Annotated in this window: 21 protein-coding genes; 13 read left to right on the top strand and 8 right to left on the bottom strand. The window is 44.6% G+C overall.

Annotation, left to right across the window (positions count from 1 at the left end):
* Positions 1-68 precede the first annotated feature (68 nt).
* The 3 genes from AR337_RS04830 (at position 69) to AR337_RS04820 (ending at position 2877) form a co-directional block, all read left to right on the top strand.
* On the top strand, positions 69-302 hold the full coding sequence (locus AR337_RS04830; RefSeq protein WP_059170906.1) for a DUF2249 domain-containing protein: 234 nt from the start codon (positions 69-71) through the stop codon (positions 300-302).
* 116 nt (positions 303-418) lie between these two features.
* Complete coding sequence (locus AR337_RS04825) at positions 419-1933, top strand: carboxypeptidase M32 (RefSeq protein WP_059170905.1); 1515 nt, start codon at positions 419-421, stop codon at positions 1931-1933.
* A 35-nt stretch (positions 1934-1968) separates the two neighbouring features.
* A complete protein-coding gene (locus AR337_RS04820; RefSeq protein ID WP_059170904.1) occupies positions 1969-2877 on the top strand; it encodes a DMT family transporter in 909 nt (302 codons plus the stop codon).
* Between the two features lie 40 nt (positions 2878-2917).
* Here the strand turns inward: AR337_RS04820 and AR337_RS04815 are convergent, their stop codons facing one another.
* The 3 genes from AR337_RS04815 to AR337_RS04805 are packed head-to-tail and all read right to left on the bottom strand — an operon-like array spanning position 2918 to position 5242.
* Positions 2918-4582 (bottom strand): b(o/a)3-type cytochrome-c oxidase subunit 1, encoded by a 1665-nt coding sequence (locus AR337_RS04815; RefSeq protein ID WP_059170903.1) that lies wholly within the window; start codon positions 4580-4582, stop codon positions 2918-2920.
* Entirely contained in the window at positions 4582-5058 is a 477-nt protein-coding gene (locus tag AR337_RS04810; protein WP_059170902.1) for a cytochrome c oxidase subunit II, read from the bottom strand. The genes AR337_RS04815 and AR337_RS04810 overlap by 1 nt, the downstream gene beginning before the upstream one ends.
* Before the next feature lie 22 nt (positions 5059-5080).
* Positions 5081-5242 carry a cytochrome c oxidase subunit 2A gene (locus tag AR337_RS04805; protein ID WP_059170901.1) on the bottom strand — a complete coding sequence of 54 codons (162 nt, stop codon included), beginning with the start codon at positions 5240-5242 and terminating at the stop codon, positions 5081-5083.
* Between the two features lie 554 nt (positions 5243-5796).
* Here AR337_RS04805 and AR337_RS04800 point away from each other — a divergent pair.
* The 5 genes from AR337_RS04800 to AR337_RS04775 all read left to right on the top strand — a co-directional run bounded on the left by AR337_RS04800 (position 5797) and on the right by AR337_RS04775 (position 14061).
* A complete protein-coding gene (locus AR337_RS04800) occupies positions 5797-6570 on the top strand; it encodes an SDR family NAD(P)-dependent oxidoreductase (RefSeq protein WP_059170900.1) in 774 nt (257 codons plus the stop codon).
* A gap of 841 nt (positions 6571-7411) precedes the next feature.
* Positions 7412-8494: a type III polyketide synthase gene (locus tag AR337_RS04790; protein WP_059170898.1), complete on the top strand. Its 1083-nt coding sequence runs from the start codon at positions 7412-7414 to the stop codon at positions 8492-8494.
* Positions 8491-9063, top strand: a complete 573-nt coding sequence (locus AR337_RS04785; RefSeq protein ID WP_059170897.1) for an isoprenylcysteine carboxyl methyltransferase family protein — start codon at positions 8491-8493, stop codon at positions 9061-9063. Before AR337_RS04790 ends, AR337_RS04785 begins: the two co-directional genes overlap by 4 nt.
* Before the next feature lie 319 nt (positions 9064-9382).
* A complete protein-coding gene (locus tag AR337_RS04780; RefSeq protein ID WP_059170896.1) occupies positions 9383-13033 on the top strand; it encodes a dynamin family protein in 3651 nt (1216 codons plus the stop codon).
* A 134-nt stretch (positions 13034-13167) separates the two neighbouring features.
* The gene (locus AR337_RS04775) at positions 13168-14061 is read left to right on the top strand and encodes a 5'-3' exonuclease (RefSeq protein WP_216637364.1); all 894 of its coding nucleotides are present in this window, start codon (positions 13168-13170) and stop codon (positions 14059-14061) included.
* Positions 14062-14120: 59 nt separating this feature from the next.
* Here AR337_RS04775 and sspL read toward each other — a convergent pair whose 3' ends face one another.
* The gene (sspL, locus tag AR337_RS04770) at positions 14121-14258 is read right to left on the bottom strand and encodes a small, acid-soluble spore protein L (RefSeq protein ID WP_059170894.1); all 138 of its coding nucleotides are present in this window, start codon (positions 14256-14258) and stop codon (positions 14121-14123) included.
* An 83-nt stretch (positions 14259-14341) separates the two neighbouring features.
* Between sspL and AR337_RS04765 the strand changes: the two genes are divergently transcribed.
* On the top strand, positions 14342-14833 hold the full coding sequence (locus AR337_RS04765) for a divergent PAP2 family protein (protein ID WP_059170893.1): 492 nt from the start codon (positions 14342-14344) through the stop codon (positions 14831-14833).
* A 237-nt stretch (positions 14834-15070) separates the two neighbouring features.
* Here AR337_RS04765 and AR337_RS23050 read toward each other — a convergent pair whose 3' ends face one another.
* Entirely contained in the window at positions 15071-15229 is a 159-nt protein-coding gene (locus tag AR337_RS23050) for a hypothetical protein (RefSeq protein ID WP_156424316.1), read from the bottom strand.
* Positions 15230-15824: 595 nt separating this feature from the next.
* Between AR337_RS23050 and AR337_RS04760 the strand changes: the two genes are divergently transcribed.
* Positions 15825-16094: a DUF6123 family protein gene (locus AR337_RS04760; protein WP_059171547.1), complete on the top strand. Its 270-nt coding sequence runs from the start codon at positions 15825-15827 to the stop codon at positions 16092-16094.
* Between the two features lie 17 nt (positions 16095-16111).
* Here the strand turns inward: AR337_RS04760 and AR337_RS04755 are convergent, their stop codons facing one another.
* Positions 16112-17059 carry a DMT family transporter gene (locus AR337_RS04755; RefSeq protein WP_059170892.1) on the bottom strand — a complete coding sequence of 316 codons (948 nt, stop codon included), beginning with the start codon at positions 17057-17059 and terminating at the stop codon, positions 16112-16114.
* Complete coding sequence (locus AR337_RS04750) at positions 17052-17441, bottom strand: reverse transcriptase-like protein (RefSeq protein ID WP_059170891.1); 390 nt, start codon at positions 17439-17441, stop codon at positions 17052-17054. Before AR337_RS04750 ends, AR337_RS04755 begins: the two co-directional genes overlap by 8 nt.
* A gap of 197 nt (positions 17442-17638) precedes the next feature.
* On the opposite strand from AR337_RS04750, the gene AR337_RS04745 reads away from it, so the two are divergent.
* On the top strand, positions 17639-18295 hold the full coding sequence (locus AR337_RS04745) for a reverse transcriptase-like protein (protein WP_059170890.1): 657 nt from the start codon (positions 17639-17641) through the stop codon (positions 18293-18295).
* Positions 18296-18309: 14 nt separating this feature from the next.
* On the top strand, positions 18310-18522 hold the full coding sequence (locus tag AR337_RS04740; protein WP_253701524.1) for a zinc-finger domain-containing protein: 213 nt from the start codon (positions 18310-18312) through the stop codon (positions 18520-18522).
* Positions 18523-18572: 50 nt separating this feature from the next.
* Here AR337_RS04740 and cspD read toward each other — a convergent pair whose 3' ends face one another.
* Positions 18573-18773, bottom strand: coding sequence for a cold-shock protein CspD (cspD, locus tag AR337_RS04735; RefSeq protein WP_059170889.1), 201 nt, complete (start codon positions 18771-18773; stop codon positions 18573-18575).
* A gap of 285 nt (positions 18774-19058) precedes the next feature.
* Here cspD and AR337_RS04730 point away from each other — a divergent pair, with 285 nt between their 5' ends.
* Positions 19059-19295 carry a hypothetical protein gene (locus tag AR337_RS04730; protein WP_216637363.1) on the top strand — a complete coding sequence of 79 codons (237 nt, stop codon included), beginning with the start codon at positions 19059-19061 and terminating at the stop codon, positions 19293-19295.
* Positions 19296-19318: the final 23 nt, after the last annotated feature.

Below are 19318 nucleotides of genomic sequence, written 5' to 3'. Positions count from 1 at the left end.
GCACTCTTTTAGAAAATGGGAGAAAGTATAATCAAGGGGAATTAAAAAACATTTGAGGAGTGAAAATAATGAAAAGCTATGCAACGATTGTAAATGTACCCGATTATCCTCCACGTGAAAAACACCCTACTATCTTTAATGCGTTCGATAGTCTTGAAAATGGTGAAACAATGCAAATTATTAATGACCATGACCCTCGGCCGCTTCTGTACCAGTTCATGATGGAGCGACCAGAGGCATTCGAATGGGAGTACCTTGAAGAGGGTCCGGAAACGTGGAAAGTGGCAATCCAAAAAAAATAAGCGAGACCAAAGACCATCGCGACAGGAAGTTCCTGTTGCGATTTTTTATTTTTCCAGAAATCTAATTTTTTCAAAAGTATGATAAAATTGATTAATTAATTAAAGGGGGAAAAGGCATGGACATAGAAATACTTGAGCTTGAAAAAGAATTTTTGGACTATGTGAAGAAAATGGAAGCCTATAACGAAGCACTCGGCTTGATTTATTGGGACCTGAGGACTGGCGCTCCAAAGGAAGGGCATGGCCAGCGCTCGGAAGTTATCGGCGTTTTATCAGGTGAAGTTTTTAAAATGTCAGTTTCCGATGAAATGGCAGCATACATAGAAAAGCTTTCCGGAACGGATTTGGGAGCAGTCACGGCAAGGGTTCTTGAAGAATGTAAAAAGAATTTCAATCGGAACCGAAAAATACCGGAGGATTTATTCAAGGAATATGTCATCCTCCAGGCCCGGGCGGAATCGGTTTGGGAGGATGCGAAAGCCACTTCTGATTTTGAACTGTTTAGGCCATATCTTGAAAAATTAGTTGCTATTACAAAGCAGTTTATTGAATATTGGGGATATAGCGGCAATCCATATAATGCCCTCCTCGATATGTATGAACCGGGGGTAACGGTTGAAACCCTCGACGAAGTATTTGGGAAGCTGCGCGATAAGATTATCCCATTGGTCAGCAGGATTTCCAAATCAGGTGATAAGCCGGAAACAAGTTTTCTGTCCCATTACTTTCCGAAGGAGGCACAAAAGGATTTCAGCCTGGAGGTCCTTAGCCAGATTGGCTATAATTTCAATGCGGGAAGGCTCGACGAAACCGTTCATCCATTCGCGACCGGCCTGAATCCGGGGGACGTAAGGGTTACCACGAATTACGATGAACACGACTTCCGCACGGCTGTCTTTGGCACCATACATGAGGGTGGCCATGCGCTTTATGAACAAAATATTTCCAAAGAGTTGATTGGAACGCCGCTAAGCTCTGGCACTTCCATGGGCATCCATGAATCTCAATCCCTTTTCTACGAAAACTTTATTGGCCGCAGCCTTGGGTTTTGGAAGAAAAATTTTGAGTCTATAAAAAAATACGCCAGCGGGCAATTTGATGGAGTTGAAATTGAAGATTTTTACAGAGCAATCAATGAATCGAAACCTTCCTTTATCAGAATTGAAGCGGACGAATTGACGTATCCTCTTCATATCATCATCCGTTATGAGATTGAAAAGGGGATATTTAATAATGAAATAGAGGTTAAGGACCTGCCGGAGGTTTGGAACCGTAAATACGAGGAATACCTTGGCATACGTCCTGGCAACGATGCGGAGGGAGTCCTGCAGGATGTCCATTGGGCTGGAGGCTCTTTTGGCTATTTCCCTTCCTATGCACTAGGTTATATGTATGCAGCGCAGTTTATGGATACGCTCAAAAAGGAAATGCCTCATTTCCAAAGCATGCTTGAAAACGGGGAGTTTCTTCCGATTAAGGAATGGTTTACAGAGCATGTCCATACATTTGGAAAAATGAAAAAACCGCTTGAAATTCTTCAAGACGCAACGGGGGAAGGGTTGAATCCTGATTACTTGATTAATTACTTGTATGAAAAATATTGCCGGGTATACGGGCTTAGCGCTGAATAAACCAAATATGGAGTGCTTGATTGGTGGTGCCTTAGATGAAGAAATACTTTCCTCTAATGATGATCGCTTTTAGTGCTTCCCTTTGGGGATGCATTGCGATTTTTGTTAGGGGGTTATCGGAGATCGGCTTTAGCGCGATGGAGATAGTCGGAATCAGGGTTGCCATTGCGGCAATCCTGCTCGCTGCAATTGGTGGTTTGAGGTATAGAAATGAAATGGCCATCCAGCTTAGGGATAGCTGGCTTTTTATCGGAACAGGCATTTTTAGTATTGTGTTCTTTAATTGGAGCTACTTTACCGCCTTGAACATGATGGATGTTTCTCTAGCGGTCATTCTTTTGTACACTGCACCGATTTTTGTTTCGGTTTTATCCTTTTTTATATTCAAGGAGAAATTTACGATAACAAAATTAGTAGCTGTCGGAGGAACATTTTTAGGCTGTGTGCTTGTGGCAGGATTCCGGGGCGGTGCCGGGGCGGTTGCTCCTATTGGCTTGTTGATTGGGCTTGGAGCGGGCTTCGGATATGCGTTATACAGTATTTTTGGAAAGGCGGCACTTAGAAAATATAAACCATTCACAATCACATTCTATACTTTCTTTGTAGCAGCTTTATTCCTCGTCCCGTTGACAAGGCTTTGGGAAAAAGGAGAGGTCCTTCTTCGGGGGGAAACGCTTCTATACGGCGTGGGCCTAGGAATTATTCCGACAGTTGTGGCATACTTTTTATACACAAAAGGGCTTGAGAAAACGGACAGCAGTACGGCTGCGATCATTGCGACTGTGGAGCCGATTGTGGCTACCATGGTGGGAGTTTTCCTTTATGGGGAAGGAATCGGCATCCTGCAGCTAATCGGATCGGCCCTAATCCTAATTTCAGTATCTGTTTCAAATATCGATATAAATCAGCTTATAACCAATAAAAAAAAGCTCCAGTCAATGTAATGTGACTGGAGCTTTTTTTGTTCTAGTTTATTAACCTAAATTACCATTTACTCCATGTTTGCCAGCCTTTTGAGCCAATAGGCGCATTCTGGATGATATCAATTAAAGGAATGGTATAAGCGAATAGGATTAGGGCGGCTGTGATGCCCAGCCATAATTTCCAATTCTCGAATACTGCAGGTGCTTTTTCCGCACCTTCTTCCGATTCTCCGACCGGGAATTCTTCTTCGCCTTTAGGGGCAAAGAATGCTAGGTTAATGAAGATCACCAAAACGAGGATGATCCCGATAAACAGGATGGAGCCGCCGATTGCCTGTGCAACCTGATATGGAATCCATTCCGCAGCCTGCGCGGAACCGCCATACTCGGAAAATGCGGAACGGCGTGGCGCTCCCAATAAGCCTGCCGCGTGCATCGCTCCGGACATGAAGGTCATGCCAATCGTCCACACCCAAGCCTGGATAATAGCCAATTTGTTCATTGCCTTCGTCAGCGTCCTGCCGGTCAAGTGCGGAACAAGCCAATAAGAGATGCCGAAAAACGTCAAAACAACAGTTGTTGCAAGGGTGAGATGGAAGTGCCCGGTTACCCAAATTGTATTATGGACAACCTGATTCAATTGGTGCGATGCATTGATGATACCGCCCGCGCCCGCAGGAATAAAAGCGGCCATCCCGATAAATGGGACAGTGAATCGCGCATCTCCCCATGGAAGCTTTTTCACCCAGCCAAACATTCCCGTTGCACCTTTTGAGCGGCCGGTTTTTTCAAATGTCGCGAACATCGAGAAGGCAGTCATCAAGGATGGGATGATAACCACGAAAGTCAGGATAACCTGAAGGAACTTCCATGCTGGATCGATTCCCGGTTCTGTTAGCTGATGGTGAAAGCCGACAGGGATGGAGAATAACAGGAACAAAATAAACGAAAGCCTTGCCAATGAGTCGGAAAAGATTTTTCCGCCAATGATTTTTGGAATGATGGCATACCAGCACATATAGGCAGGCAATAGCCAGAAATACACAAGCGGGTGGCCGAAATACCAGAATAAAGTACGGCTTACGAGTACGTCGACACGATCAACAATTCCAAGCGACCATGGGAGAAGCTGGAGCAGAACGGTTGCTGCAACGCCTATTGTTGCGACTATCCACATAACTGTGTTAACGACGACCATGAAAGTAAGCAGCGGGCTGTTTTGGCCCGGATTTTGCCTCCGCCACTTCCCATATGTCCCAAGAAGAGCGCCTCCGGAAACCCAGCTGCCGACAATGACAAGCGTAAGGCCGATGTAGAAAATCGGGTGTGCCATTAAAGGTGCATAAAATGTAAACAGGACCGTTGCCTCTTTTAACAGGATCATAACAGCTGCCATCGCGGTTCCGACAGTCATCAGCCAGAAGCCAATCCAGCCCGCTGTTCGCGCGCCGGAGGACATTGTGCCGGCGGTCCGGCTGACAGCTGCTGTCTGGAAGCCCATAATGAAAAATGTCGTAAGGACGAGGCCGAGCAAAACCCCATGGACCGTAAGTACTTGATAATAATCGATACCGAATGGGAGCTCAAACTTTCCGGAACGTACCATAACCTGCAACAGGCCCATCAGCCCGCCTAATGCCAATGCGGTGAATGCAACATAAAGGTGCGCCATGGAAAGCTTGGCATCACGCGGATCGACTTTCGTTTGAGTGGTGGATGCCAACATTATTCAGTCACCTCGATTGTTGAATGCATTAAATGATGCCCTGTACCGCAGTATTCATTACAGACGACAAGGTATTCGCCAGGTTTGTCGAAAGTCGTTGTGAATTCACTAACATAACCGGGTTCAAGCATCATATTTATATTCGTACCCGCAACCTCAAAGCCATGGATGACGTCCTTGGTGGTTGCGATCACTTTAACTTTTGCGCCTAAAGGCACTTCCACTTTCATTGGATTATAGGAAAACGCAGATGCCACGTAAACAAGCTGGTAATCCCATTCCTTTCCCTCCACCTTCGTCAGGCCGGGTTTGTCGAATGGTTCCTGGGTGTCCACTTTTTCCGGGTCAATGGTGAGGTTGCAGCTAGGCGGCTGGTTGCCCATATAGAAAGCGCTGACCCCGACTACTGATAAAAACATGACCAATGTGGCTATCCCAAAAGTAAGCCAAATTTTTTCGAACTTATGGATATGCATGTGATGCTCCCCCTTTCTCTATTTAAAAACGGTCGACGAATAGGAAATAGACTCCCGCCCAAGTAAGAATTATAAATGCCCCAAGCAGGAAAACCGATACGAGAGTTCCTTTAAGAACAGGTTCTGAATCATGGACTTTGCTCTTTACTTTCTTACCTGTTTTCGCTAATTCTGTTTTTGCCATCCCCCAGCACTCCCTTCTAAATATTGAAAAAATTGAATAAGTACTATTTCATAATACAAAACTATAATGAAAGTAAAATATGGTTTTTTAATGTTCACAAAGTGTTCATACCTGCTTTATCACTATGATAATAGGAGAATCCTACCATAACAGTGATTTAAATCACTTGGTGCATCGGTTAAATGTGACAAAAATATGAACGTATTATTCTCCGAGTAAATAAGGCAAATGAAAAGATACCACCGAGCTTACTAATGAATCCGGGAACAAAAATTGGAACTGAAAATAAACTGAAGTAAAAAGGAAAGGAAAGAGGAGGTTTATGGAAAAATACTACTGTGAAAAATGCCGCCTTCTTTATAATGAAAAAACAGCCTGCAAGGTTTGCGGTACGCTCGCCTCCAATAAAATTTGGATCGAAGTCCAAAAACAGAATAAGCAATAAGTGACGGCACCGCAAAAACGGTGCTTTTTCAATTTCCATTCATTATAATGAGGGGGTTAAGGCTTGTATTTAATAGAAAGCACGAGATTTGGAAAGGGAGGATTTGGGGATGTATTTACCTTCATTTCGGCTGGATGGGAAAAAGGCAATTGTAACTGGGGCAGGGAGGGGAATCGGCAGGGCGCTGGCATCTGCCCTTGCGGAAGCTGGCGCGGATGTCGCAGTTTTATCAAGGACAGTTACCGACTTGGAGGAGACCGCGGCACTCATACATAGTCATGGAAGGCAAAGCCTAATCATTCCAACGGATGTTACAAAGCGGGAGGATGCTCTCCGCGCGGTTGGCCATGTTAAAGAAGAGTGGGGTAAAATTGATATTCTCATAAACAATGCCGGGATGAACATCCGTTCGAAGGCGCTTGATGTAACGGACGAAGAGTGGGAAAGGATTATGGACACTAACCTGAAATCCGCTTTTATGATGGCTCAGGAAACAGGAAAGGTGATGAAGGAACAGGATACGGGGGGCAGAATAATTTCTGTCGCATCCGTGGCCGGGCATGTAGCGCTTAGGACGGGAGTTGTGTATGCGGCGAGCAAAGCTGCGCTGATCCAAATGACAAAGGTTCTTGCCTTAGAGTGGGGCCAATACAATATCAATGTGAATGCAATTGGTCCTTGGTATTTTAAAACCCCGCTTACCGAAAAGCTTCTCGCCGATCCTGGCTATGTAAAGGATATTTTGGATGTAACGCCTTTAAAACGGATTGGCGAGCTTCCGGAACTGACTGGGCCTGCGGTCTTTCTCGCGTCCGACGCAGGGAGCTATGTACACGGGCAAACACTTTTTGTCGATGGAGGAATGACCATTCAAGGATTCTAGGGCACTGCTTGGAAAACATTTCTAAGTGAATTGGCCAAGGATTTTGGATATAATGAAAGTGCACAACAACCCTTCAAAACTGATTGCTTCCTCCTTTTACGGAGGGAGCTTTTTTTTGGGGGCAAAGACGAATTGCGGGTCAAGTAGCTGGTGATACGATTTGGACTATGGTTTTAAAAAGCAGGGGTTCGTTCACCTATTGTTATGTTGGTGTTGTGGTTTACGTGGGGATGGGCAGCCTTATTGTGTCGGAAATGTGACAGTTTTCGATATCCTGGTTGAAATTTTCGATATATCCAAAAAAGTGGGCGATAAAATTAAAAAACTTTCGATAAGTAGCCCGAAATTTTCGATATATTTTCCCCCGCCAAAAAATACCCAAAAAATTCACTGAAATCATTCCAATTCGGCACGGATTTTACAAATAATAATAGAGTTTTAACAAAGAGAAAGGAGGATACGAGTTTGATTGCATTGGAAAGAGCAGTTCCGCTTATCATTTTGATGCTTGAGGCGCTAAGCTTTCAAAACCCGACCAAGTATACAACCTTCTCACGTCTATAAATCTCCTTTTTACAGGCACGAAAAAGGACACGTCTATCACCTGCCCCAGCATGGGAAACTGAAACCCTACACCATCCTTCGAAAAAATTATTCCATAAGTAGCAATGGACAATTCCTGAGAGAACAACAATTCCCCTGGCTTCCCGCTTTCCAAAAAAGCATTCCTTCCAATCCGTATACTTTCATTAATTTTAGGGAATAGGCTAATAGCCGTTCCGGAATAATTTACCGGAAACAGGCAAAAATATCCCTATTAGAGTTGAAGGAGAATGAGAACATGCCAGCAGTCATTTCGATAGCGGAAGCGCTCCCACCATACGAGATTGAACAGGAACGGGCAGTCGAATTTGCAAGGGAACTGTTTTCGGAGTCTTTCCAGGATATTGAAAGGTTATTAAAAATTTTTCAGAACGGCCAAATTGAAAGCCGTCGTTTTGTTAAAGATATACATTGGTTCAGAGAAAACCGAACGTTCAAGGAGCGCAATGACGCCTATATAGAAGCGGCAGTTGAACTCGGCACAGAGGCTATAATAAACTGTCTGGCCAATCCTTCATTTCTGAAAAGGCAGGTTGAGAGCCAGGAAATCGATGCGCTGTTCTTTATTTCTACAACGGGTCTTGCAACGCCAAGCATTGACGCGCGGATAATGAATAAGCTCCCTTTTTCCCCACATGCAAAAAGAATTCCGATTTGGGGACTCGGATGCGCTGGGGGTGCGGCTGGCCTTTCAAGGGCATACGAATACTGCCTTGCTTTCCCGGAAGCGAAGGTGCTGGTGCTAAGCGTGGAGCTTTGCAGCCTGACCTTCCAAAAAAATGATCGATCCAAAAGCAATTTGGTTGGGACCTCCTTGTTCGCGGACGGGGTCAGCTGCGCGCTTGTTTGCGGTGATTTGGTAAAGAATCTGAATGCGGTCAGGGTGCCGGAAGTGCTCGCAACCCAGTCAACCTTAATGCCCGATTCTTTGGATGTCATGGGCTGGGATATAAAAAACGAAGGACTGTACGTCATTTTCTCCCGAGACATTCCAGCCATTATTGAAAATTGGCTCCAGCCAAACGTTAGCTCCTTCCTGGAGGGCGAGGGGATCGGCATCGATCAGCTAGACTATTTCATTGCCCATCCAGGCGGGAAGAAAGTACTTGATGCCTATTCAACTTCTCTTGGAATCGATAGCGGGATGATGGATATTTCGAAGCAGGTTCTCAGTGAATTTGGCAACATGTCTTCCTCAACAATTTTATACGTATTAAAGCGCCATATGGAACTGAATCCCGACGTTGGAGCATATGGTCTTGCCGGTGCGCTTGGACCAGGTTTCAGTTCGGAATTGCTGCTGATGAGGTGGAAGGAATGAAGCTGTTCTTAGTATTTTTGGCCTTTGTGATTGTACAGCGCGTCATTGAACTAGCCATTGCCCGAAAGAATGAAAAGAGAATGAAAAGGGAAGGCGCCTTTGAATTCGGCCAGGAGCATTATCCGTGGATGGTTCTAATGCATGCAGCGTTCTTTTTGTCCTTAATTATCGAATTTTGGATTTTTAAAAAAACCCCTTCTCCCTACTGGCCGATCCTGCTAACTATTTTCATTCTTACCCAGATGGGAAGGGTATGGGCGCTGGCGTCACTTGGTAAGTATTGGAACACTAAAATCATTGTCCTCCCGGGAGCTCGTGTTGTAAAAAAAGGGCCTTACCGATTCATACGCCATCCTAATTATGTAATTGTCACACTAGAACTGCTGGTGATTCCCCTTCTGTTTGATGCGTATATCACTGCCGCCGTATTCGCCGTTTTAAATGCAATCATGCTCTCTGTAAGAATATCCGCCGAAGAGGATGCACTAAAAACGCTGACGGAATATGAAAAAGCCCACGAAGGAAAAAACCGATTCTTTCCGAAAATGTTAAGAAAAATTGACAATTAGCCAATGCTTATTGAAAATGATTATCATACATGTTACACTTTCTATAGAAAATGAAAATCATTCTCACTCGGGGAAGGTGTTACATATGGCTCTTGTATTTGTCGGTGGAACTATCCTTGTATATACAGCGGTTATGAAGCATGTGTTAAGCCATGTTGCCAGGCCAACTAGATAATCAAAACCAATAGCATTCCAAACCAGGGCCATCCCTGGTTTTTTTCTGCTTTTTCAATGTAAAAAACTTCTTTATGGGAACTGAGCGAATTTTCGTATAAAATAAACGGGATATGATTTTTTAATAGAAGGGGAATTTTTTTTCATGGTCCAGGCAGAAATGCAACGACAATCGGGGAATAAAATTAAAGGAATAATCTCAAGTCTATATACTCATTTTGAAAGCCACGGGGATATTGAAGCTGCACATAAGGTGAAACAGCTAGGCTGGAAATACGGGGCAAAAGAGCTGACAATCGCTTTTTGCGGACACTTTTCCGCTGGTAAATCTTCATTAATAAATACGCTTGTGGGTGAAGACATCCTCCCTTCAAGCCCGATTCCGACCAGCGCCAATTTAGTCAGGGTCAAGGCTGGGGAGGAATATGCCAAGGTTTTTTTCAAGCAAGACATTCCATGGCTGTATTTGCCGCCGTATGATTATCAGGCAGTAAAGAGCCATTGCCTCGACGGCGATGAAATTCAGGAAATCGAAATTAGCCGTAAAGGATCGTCTTTGCCGGAAAACATCGTTATTCTTGACACTCCGGGAATCGACTCTGCGGATGACGCGCACCGGATTGCGACTGAATCGGCCATCCATCTGGCTGATTTGGTCTTTTATGTAATGGATTATAACCACGTCCAATCGGGAGTGAATTTTCTTTTTACAAAAGAACTCCAGGACGAAGGCAAGGAAGTTTTTCTCATCGTCAATCAAATTGACAAGCATAGAGAAGAAGAACTTAGTTTTGAAAGTTTTAAGGAGAGCGTCAAATCTTCCTTCCAATCATGGGGGGTCATTCCAGAGGGAATTTTTTTCACTTCTCTGAAAAAATCGGCCCATCCGGAAAACCAGTATGCTGAACTGGAAAAATTGATTCATTCACGGCTTGAGGATAGCAGAGGTTTTTTGGAAAACTCAACGATTGCCTCGCTTCGGAAAGTTACCAATGAATACTTGAGGACCCGGGCAGTAAACCAGGAAGAGGAAAGGGAACAGCTCCTAGGCATCCTTGCAAAAAATCCATATTGGAATAGCGATGCACTTTCGGATCAAATAAAAGAAATTGAGGATCAGCTTGCTGGATTCCAAAATGAAACAGATGCAGCTTCGAAAGAGCTTGATAGGAAGGCCGGGCAGATACTCACAAGCGCTTATTTGATGCCCTTTGAAACAAGGGAACTAGCGAAAAACTATCTAGAATCGGAACAACCCGGATTTAAAGTTGGCTTTTTGTTTACAGAGGGGAAAACGAATGCGGAAAAGAAGGCAAGGAAAGATGCATTCCTTGATGCAATGAGCGAGAAAACAAAGCAGCAAGTGGATTGGCATATCCGTCAATTTCTGTTGGACGAATTAAAGGAAAAAGGTATAAGAAATGAAGGCCTGGATTCAAAAGCAAGGAACTTCAAGGTCGAGGTCACGCCACTCCTCATCGAAAAACCGCTAAAAAAAGGCGCGCTCCTGTCGGGTGAATACTTGCTGACTTACACGGATGAGCTTGCGGCGGAAATTAAAAAAGCGGCAAGAGAGAAAATTGCTGAATTCAAAAGGGAATACGTAATGGCAGTATCCTACCTGACGGAAAAGATGGCTGTTTCGCGTAAGAATGAGTTGGAGATCATGACAGCGGCATGGAGTGCAAAACAGAAGCTAGCTACGCTAGAAGCAGAGCTTGCCCATGCGAAAGGGGAAGTAATTGGCCTCCTGGAAGGGGACGTCCAGGCAAATGAGAGCGTACCGGATGGGTTATTTGCACGCGAGGATGAAAAGGTAAGAGTTATTCGGTCCGAGCAGATAGCAAGTACAACTGCGGCTGAAATAGCGGTTCCTGTTCCTAAGGCGGAAAATCCGCCAAGGCAAGAAATCCAGTCTGAAACCGGGGCAGGAGTGGCGGCCAGATTAAAGAAGGCGGCTGGAGTTGTAGAAAGGCTTCCAGGTTTTGCGAATCTGGCGGAAGATCTCCGCGGCAAGGCGGATAAGCTTGAAAACAGCTCTTATACAGTTGCCCTCTTTGGTGCTTTCAGCGCTGGCAAGTCATCGTTTTCCAATGCGCTTATTGGTGAACGGGTTTTGCCGGTTTCCCCAAATCCGACCACTGCTTCAATATGCAGGATCAAGCCAGTGGAAGGGGACTATCCACATGGTTCCGTGGTCGTCAAGATGAAGGATCCGGACAGCCTGCTTGCAGATGTAAATAAGGCATTGAAATTCTTTTCAAGTGGAGCAGAAAGCCTTGATGAAGCACTGGAAAAGACAAGGGAGCTTGAAGAAAGGCCATTCCAGGGAGAGACGGCCGAAAAAGCAAATCTGTCATTTTTGCATGCCTTTAGATCAGGCTATTCGGCAGCGAAGGATAGCCTTGGCTTGAAAATAAACACGGGAATTGACGAATTTGCTGATTACGTCGCCAAAGAAGATAAATCCTGTTTTGCCGAGTGGATCGATTTGCATTACGATTGCCCGCTTACCAGAAAGGGAATTACACTTGTCGATACCCCTGGGGCGGATTCAATCAATGCCCGCCATACGGGAGTCGCTTTTGACTATATAAAAAACGCGGATGCGATTCTGTTTGTCACATATTACAATCATGCCTTTTCAAGAGCCGACCGGGAGTTTCTTATCCAGCTCGGCCGGGTTAAGGAAATTTTTGAGCTTGATAAAATGTTCTTCATCGTCAATGCAATTGATTTGGCAAAGAACGATGAAGAAAAAGAGGTTGTCCTTAGCTATGTCAAAGAGCAACTTGGAAAATTCGGAATCCGGAATCCGTCATTGCATGCAGTTTCGGCATTGAAGGGCCTTGAGGAAAAAGTAACAGGTGAGGGCGAAACACATTCAGGGTTTCCTGAATTTGAAGGGGATTTCTTTAAATTCATTTCCGAGGGACTTGCCCATATGGCAATTGCTTCTGCGAAAAAAGAATTGGACTATACGTTGCAAAGAGTTTCGGTCCTTGTTCGGTCAGCGAAAGAGGACCTGACTAATGCTGAGGATAAAATCCGGGTCCTAAAGGAGCAAAAGACAAAGGTAAATGAGCTGATTGTGGCGCAATCATCTTCCGCATTGGAGCAAAGGCTTCATCAGGAGGCTGATGAGTTGGTCCACTATTGTAAACAAAGAGTTTTCCTTAGGTTTGGCGACTTTTTCCGTGAATCCTTTAATCCTTCGGTCCTGAATAGCGGCAGCAAGAACATGAGGAAATCTCTTGATTCAGCACTTGAGGATCTACTGTACAGCATGGGTAATGACCTTGCACAGGAAATGAGAGCAACCGCGCTTCGAATTGAAAAGTTTGCTGCCCTTAAGGTTTTGGATTTCCGGGAGGGCCTTATTAATGAACTAGCCGCCATGTGCGATGGGCTTGAGTTTACCGATTGCAGTTTCCCAAAGCCGGCAGGGATCGAATTTCCTGCCGCTCTAACCGATACAGACAGGAATAAGTTTACCCGGACGCTAGGGCTCTTTAAAAATCCAAGGGATTTCTTCGAAAATAATGGTAAAAAGGGAATGCAGGAACAGTTACTAGAGGTTCTTAGCCCCGAGGCGGACAGCTATCTGGGAGAGCAGGCTGCCAGGCTTAAGGAATATGGCGGCTCCTATACTGAACGGCTTTTTGAGTTAATGTCCAGCAACCTTAATGTCCAGGCGGAAAATCATTTTGCTTCCATAATTGAAGTTTTGGATGGCGGTATAGATGTAAGCTTGCTTGAGGATTCACTCAAGACGCTGGAACAGATTGCAAATTAAATCCACTATTATGAAAGGTTCTATGATATAATTAATGCATAGCGCAGGGTTTTTTTATTCAAAAATACGGTATAAAGATAAACGACAATAAAAGTTTAAGGCGCATTTGTGCGCCTTTTTTCATGGAGGACGTTATGGAAAAAAAGGAATCAATCATGCTCATAGACGGGATGGCTCTGCTGTTCAGGGCTTTTTATGCTACGTCTGTTACTGGACAATTCATGATTAATGCAAAAGGCACCCCAACCAATGCCGTCCACGGTTTTTTGAAGCACATGTTTACAGCCGTTTCAGAATTTTCCCCCTCCCATCTTGCTGTTTGCTGGGATATGGGAAGCAAAACGTTCCGGACTGAATTATTTGATAGCTATAAAGCAAACAGGGGAGAGGCGCCCGTTGAACTTTTGCCGCAGTTCGATTTGGCAAAAGAGGTTGTCAGCGCATTCGATATTCCGAACATTGGCCTTGCCGGTTATGAAGCGGATGATTGCATCGGGACGATTGCCAGGCAATTGGGTGGTTCCATGCCTGTTTCAATCCTGACAGGCGACCGCGATATCCTTCAACTGCTTGATGAACAGGTATCAGTAATTCTGCTGAAGAAAGGGTATGGCAACTACCTTGTTCATACTCCTGCTTCCTTTTATGAAGAATGTGGGCTGATTCCTAAGCAAATGATTGATTTGAAGGCGCTTATGGGGGATCCGAGCGATAATTACCCAGGGGTCAGGGGAATCGGTGAAAAGACGGCGATGAAGCTTTTGAAGGAGCACGGCCATATTGAAGGCATCCTGGAAAATCTAGAAAAGCTTTCGAAGTCCCATAAAACCAAAATTGAGCAGGATCTGGAAATGCTTCACTTATCAAGAAAGCTTGCGGAAATCAACTGCGATGTACCAGTGAATTGCGACATTGAAACTTCTTTATTTTCTCCAGATCGCGAGAAGGTGGAAGCGATGCTGGATGATACCGGTTTAAGGGGAATATCAAGGATGATACCATACCGGACCGAGCCAGTTTTATTTTAAAATATTTTTCGAGAAAACATTCCATGCCCGTATCCCAAAAGGATCGGGCATGTTTTATGTCATCGCCGTGTATTGCTCTTTTTGGCTTTTTCTTCCAGCTTGCTTTTAGGGTCGGGGGTTCGTGTGCCATCCTGCCCAAAGCCCTGAGGATTGACGCCTGGGGCTTTTGTCCCTCTGTTCCCGTCATTTTTGCTCACTTTCGTCACCTCCTGTTTTCTTAGTATCTCCGCAGGGAATAATAAAAACACGCGTGTTAACTATTGAGGTGAGGTGAAGGAAAATGAACAAGGGAGTTATTGTTTCATTATTGAGTATCGGGCTTGCACAAGGCCTAAAAATACCGATTCATTATGTGAGGGAGAAGGAGTGGCGTCCAGACTTGTTTTTTCAAACGGGAGGCATGCCCAGCTCCCACTCAGCCGGAGTTTCATCCTTAACCACATTCATTGCATTAAAAAGGGGTGTTCCGACAGTTGATTTTGCGTTGTCGCTCGTCTATGGCCTGATAGTCATGTATGACGCACAGGGAATTCGTAGACAAACCGGGGAACTTACCTTGAAGGTTAATTCGCTTGATGAATTAATCGACAAAATCCACCATGAAGATTCGACAGTGGAATTTAAAGAAAAAACGCCAACAAAGTTAAAGGAAATGCTGGGGCACAAGCCTGAAGAAGTGCTGGGTGGTGCGCTATTGGGTCTTTTGGCCGGCTACATCGGACACCGATTAACAAAAAACGATAGAAAAAAGTCTGATTTTACAGTACACTAGGATTACGAATGGGTAAGCCCATTGCTTCAGTGAAGGGATGGGAGCGAGGCAAGATACGCGGTGCCGGGAACCAACAGTTTTTCGGCACCTCAAGTATCCCGAAGTCAGGGGTTGGCATCATGAGATTTATCTATCCTAATAATGGTTATTTCTTGTGTCCGAGCTTCAGTTAGAGTATAATTAATATATATAAGAACATACGTTTGTTTTGGTGTTTTTGATATTGCCTTCTTCCGTTCACCCAGCTTTGTCCTCGCCCTTGAGCTTGACAGCCATTAAAACGCGGCTGTCGCTTAAAAAATCGCTTCCTGCGAATGGCTTGCCATCAGGAATAAACTGTTCGGGAAGACAAAGAAGCTCGAACCGGCCCTTGATGAAGGAAATCCCTTCCTTCAAAACGAGCTGAAATGCGTCCTGGCATAGCTCAAGGGCTTAAGGGAACGATACCAGATGAACGAATATGCCTTCCACACTTGGGTAAAGAGCATCCGTAAGCATTTTGGGGACATTCAGAACGATGGCATATGATTGATGATGAGACAAAGATCCAGAGGGACCTGTAATCCGCCTTTTTGTTTATTAACGTGGATTCTTCCGTCACAAAAGCAAAACTGAATGCATGCATAGAAAACTTTCCTAGATTTTAGAGCCTTCACGACAAGAAGGTCACAAAGGAGAAAAGGAGAATCCTTAACTCCGGGATCATCCTATAATGAAAATCCAATCATAGGCGGTGTGATGCCACCGGGCTTGTGAAAGCCAAAAGATGCGGCCGCAAATGGCGGCAGGGGCTGCTTTGGCCGCGAAAGTACTGAAAGAAATTGTCCCAGTGTCCTGGCCCTAAATGCCGAGCGTATCAAGATACGTACTGTGGCTGCCGGCAAGGAAGAAGGCAATGGATTCAGAACCCCATGGGTTTAGCCGTGGGAGTATCAGAGTACACTAGAATATATTGCTGTTGCTTGTAAAATCAGGAAGGTGGATCATGCAGGTGCAAACGGTTGATCATTACCTACAGCTGCTGAAAGCAAAAGGCTTTCAACTGCAGGAAGATGCTATTGGCTTTATTTATTTTGGCAAACATTATACAAATGCCCCCGACGAGGTGGCAATTGCCGCAATAGAACTTACATTAAAAGCCCAATTGAGGTTTGATGGCAGCTTTTATGTGTCCCTTTTGGAAACGCTTGTTTCCAATCAAATTGAATCCAGGCAGGCAGCTCTTGATTTTGTAAAAGAAAATCAACTGCTCTCACTTTAAGAAACAAAAAAGCCGGGCTACGCGCCCGGCTTTTCAACGTTTAAAGAGACTGTTGGATCATTTGCTGGAATTTGCTTTCCCTTCCCGGGAAGTTCCGCAATAACCATGCCGGCAAAAATAAAAAGGCAGCCAGCGAGTGCGGATAATGTAAGGATTTCTCCGGCCCAAAAGTAACCGGCTCCGGCTGCAAAGACAGGCTCCATAGCGAAAATGAGCGCAACCCTGGTTGGTGAGGTGTGTTTCTGGAACGCTGTCTGAATAAAAAAAGCAATCGCGGTAGCAAAGAGTGATGTTACGAGAAGCGCAAGTACTACCTCCTCCGAGAATATAACATCTTTCTGAAACGCTTTTCGCCAATCCTCGAAGAAGAAGGCCCAAACAGATGAAAGGATGCCAACTGTTGCTATTTGGATGGTAGTAAGCAAGAGCGTAGGGTACCGGCTGCTATATTTTCCAGTAAAAAGAATATGGAATGCAAACCCAATCGCACATATAAAAACAAGCCCGTCCCCTTTGTTTAACGGGGAAACCCCTGTCATTGTCAGGAGGAACAACCCAACTGTCGCGATGATAACCCCTGTAACGGCGTTTCTGCCTGGCCGCTGCTTCATCAGCAGAAAAGAAAACAGCGGGACGAGGACAACGCTCAGCCCGGTAATGAATCCGGCTTTTGATGATGTAGTGTAAAGCAATCCTGCAGTTTGTGTTGCATACCCTATAAAAAGAAAGACCCCAAGGAAGGCCCCGGACAGTATCAGGCGCGGAGATATTAGGACGAGCTGCTTTCGTTTAAAAATAAAGAGCCAAGAGCCAAGCAGTAATGCGGCTGTCAAAAAACGAATGCCATTAAATGAAAAGGGTTCAAGGAAACTGATTGCGCTTTGGACCATAACAAAAGTGATTCCCCAGATTAATGCCACAAAAAGCAAGGCTGAATCTGCGAGAATTCGGCTGTTTTTATTCATTTTTCCTGATTCCCACCCTTGCCAATTCATCTGCTACCTTGTTTTCGCTCGACGGAATCCATTTCATAAAAAACAAATCGAACTGCCTTGCCAGTCCAAGAGCCTGATCAAGGAGCGGGACGAAGTTTTTGTTTTTCGCAAATTCTTTTTCAACCGCGTTGTTTACAAGCTCTGAATCCGTCCTGAAAGAAACGGTACGGTATCCTTTTTTAAGGCAGATTTCCAATGCCTTGATGAAAGCGTGGTATTCCGCCTCATGATTTGACATGCTGCCAAGGGGCAAAGAGTACTTTTCAGCTGAACCGTGGCCTTTTATAAAAATGCCTGCTCCACTCGGGCCGGGGTTCCCTGCACTTGCCCCATCGATGTAAACTTCTATCAAAGTCCATTCCTCCATTGCTGTGCTAAAGTGATTTTAACACAAATCGACTGTGAAAACAGATTGAATTTTTCAAAAGAAAGATGTTTAACACGGCTTCAATTGTGTATCATGAAAGGAATAGTTTTTTCTGGGTATGCTTAATTTTATTTAAATGGCAAAGCTAAAGGATACAAAAGTGAACACGGAGGGTTTGGCTAATGAAATACAAACTTGAGTGGTTTTTTTCGATAAAGGGAGGCGGCAAGGTCAGGTTTTACTCGGATTGGCTTGAGGGGGACCAGGCATTATCAACCGCCCAGGAGCTTGAAAAGATGGGGAAGGCCAATGAAATTTCCTTTGAGGATGAGATAGGGACAGACTGGACAATCAAAGAAATGAGAAAGCTTTTGGAGGTAACGGAAGAAGAACCCAATGATGTAGTGGTATTTTTTGATGGAGGCTTTATGAAGGAAAAGAATGAAGCAGGGCTCGGTACAGTTCTGTTTTTCAGGCAGGGAAAGAAAAAATTCCGTGTGCGGGCAAATGAACGAATTGGTGAAATGGAAACGAATAACGAAGCGGAATATGCTGCTCTGTATTTCGCGGTCAGCCTTCTCGAAGAATTTGGAATAAAAAACATGCCGTGTGAGTTCCGTGGAGATTCACAGGGGGTCCTAAAACAGCTTGAAGGGGAATGGCCATGTTATGAGGAAGTATTGAACCGCTGGCTTGACAGGATTGAAAAGAAGCTTGAAAGCAACGGAATCAAGCCATCATTTAAGGTAATATCACGCGCGGATAACAAAGAAGCTGACAAGCTTGCCACCCAGGCGCTTGACGGAAAAAAAATACATGCAAAGACACAGTTGCTGTAGGAAGGAGGCTGCCCATGAAAAGAGAAGCAATCGAAAGGAAGCAGCTTCTAGAGGAGCTAAATTTTTTAATCCAGCATTATTGTGATGGCTGCTTTTTGTACAGGCAAAATGTACTTGACTCCGGTAAGCGAAAATCCCATAAATTCTGCATAAGCAATTGCACTGTGGGCGGGGAAATAAAGGAACTTGGCGGTCGGCTCACTGAAATCAGGCTGAACGAAAAATAAAAGGCTGGCAATTTTGCCAGCCTGAAAATTAGCCATATTAAAGTTTACGCTTAAAGTTTTACAACGTTAGCAGCTTGCGGCCCACGGTTTCCTTCAACGATTTCAAAAGAAACTTCCTGGCCTTCTTCAAGGGATTTGAATCCGTCGCCTTCGATAGCTGAGAAATGGACGAATACGTCTTCTCCACCTTCTACCTCGATGAATCCGTAGCCCTTTTCGTTATTGAACCATTTAACTTTGCCGTTTTGCATAGTACCTTTTCCTCCTAAAACCTTGCAGGCACCAATTCGATGCCCAAGTTGAATATTATCATGAAGCAGATGCTTCAGGTGCTTCCTGAATTAGTCTGGACCATGATGCATTAAATATACACGATATACGGAGGGCAGTCAAGGAATGAAAGCGCTTATAATGGCAGCGTTTCCAATTTCCCGGCCTACGGGTGAACATAAAAAAACTCCGGTCGCCATACCTTTTACTATCCGAAAAGAAAAAGGGTGATGAGCATGTACAGGCTGGCAAAAGGTGAAAAGGAAATGATTCTGAGATTTTCAAGAAAGGCTGGGTGCAGCACGGGCGATCGGGAAGAAATCTGCAGGCAGCTGCTCGGAAACCAAGCGGATATTATGAAAATTGCCATGACTGGAAGCGGGATTCTTTTCCATGAACGACTAGGGGCGGTCGTATTGGCGGCAGATCATCTGCCTTCGCTTGTTTTAACTGTACAGTCAATCATACCCAAAACTTGCTGGTTTCCAATCGGAGAATCATAAGCTCACCTTAATTTCTTCAGCAA

Source organism: Bacillus sp. FJAT-27445 (assembly GCF_001510665.1).
In the GTDB taxonomy this organism is placed as follows: Bacteria; Bacillota; Bacilli; order Bacillales; family Cytobacillaceae; genus Bacillus_D.
The sequence above is the reverse complement of the archived record's forward strand: the minus strand, read 5'-3'. Positions and strand labels throughout refer to the sequence as shown.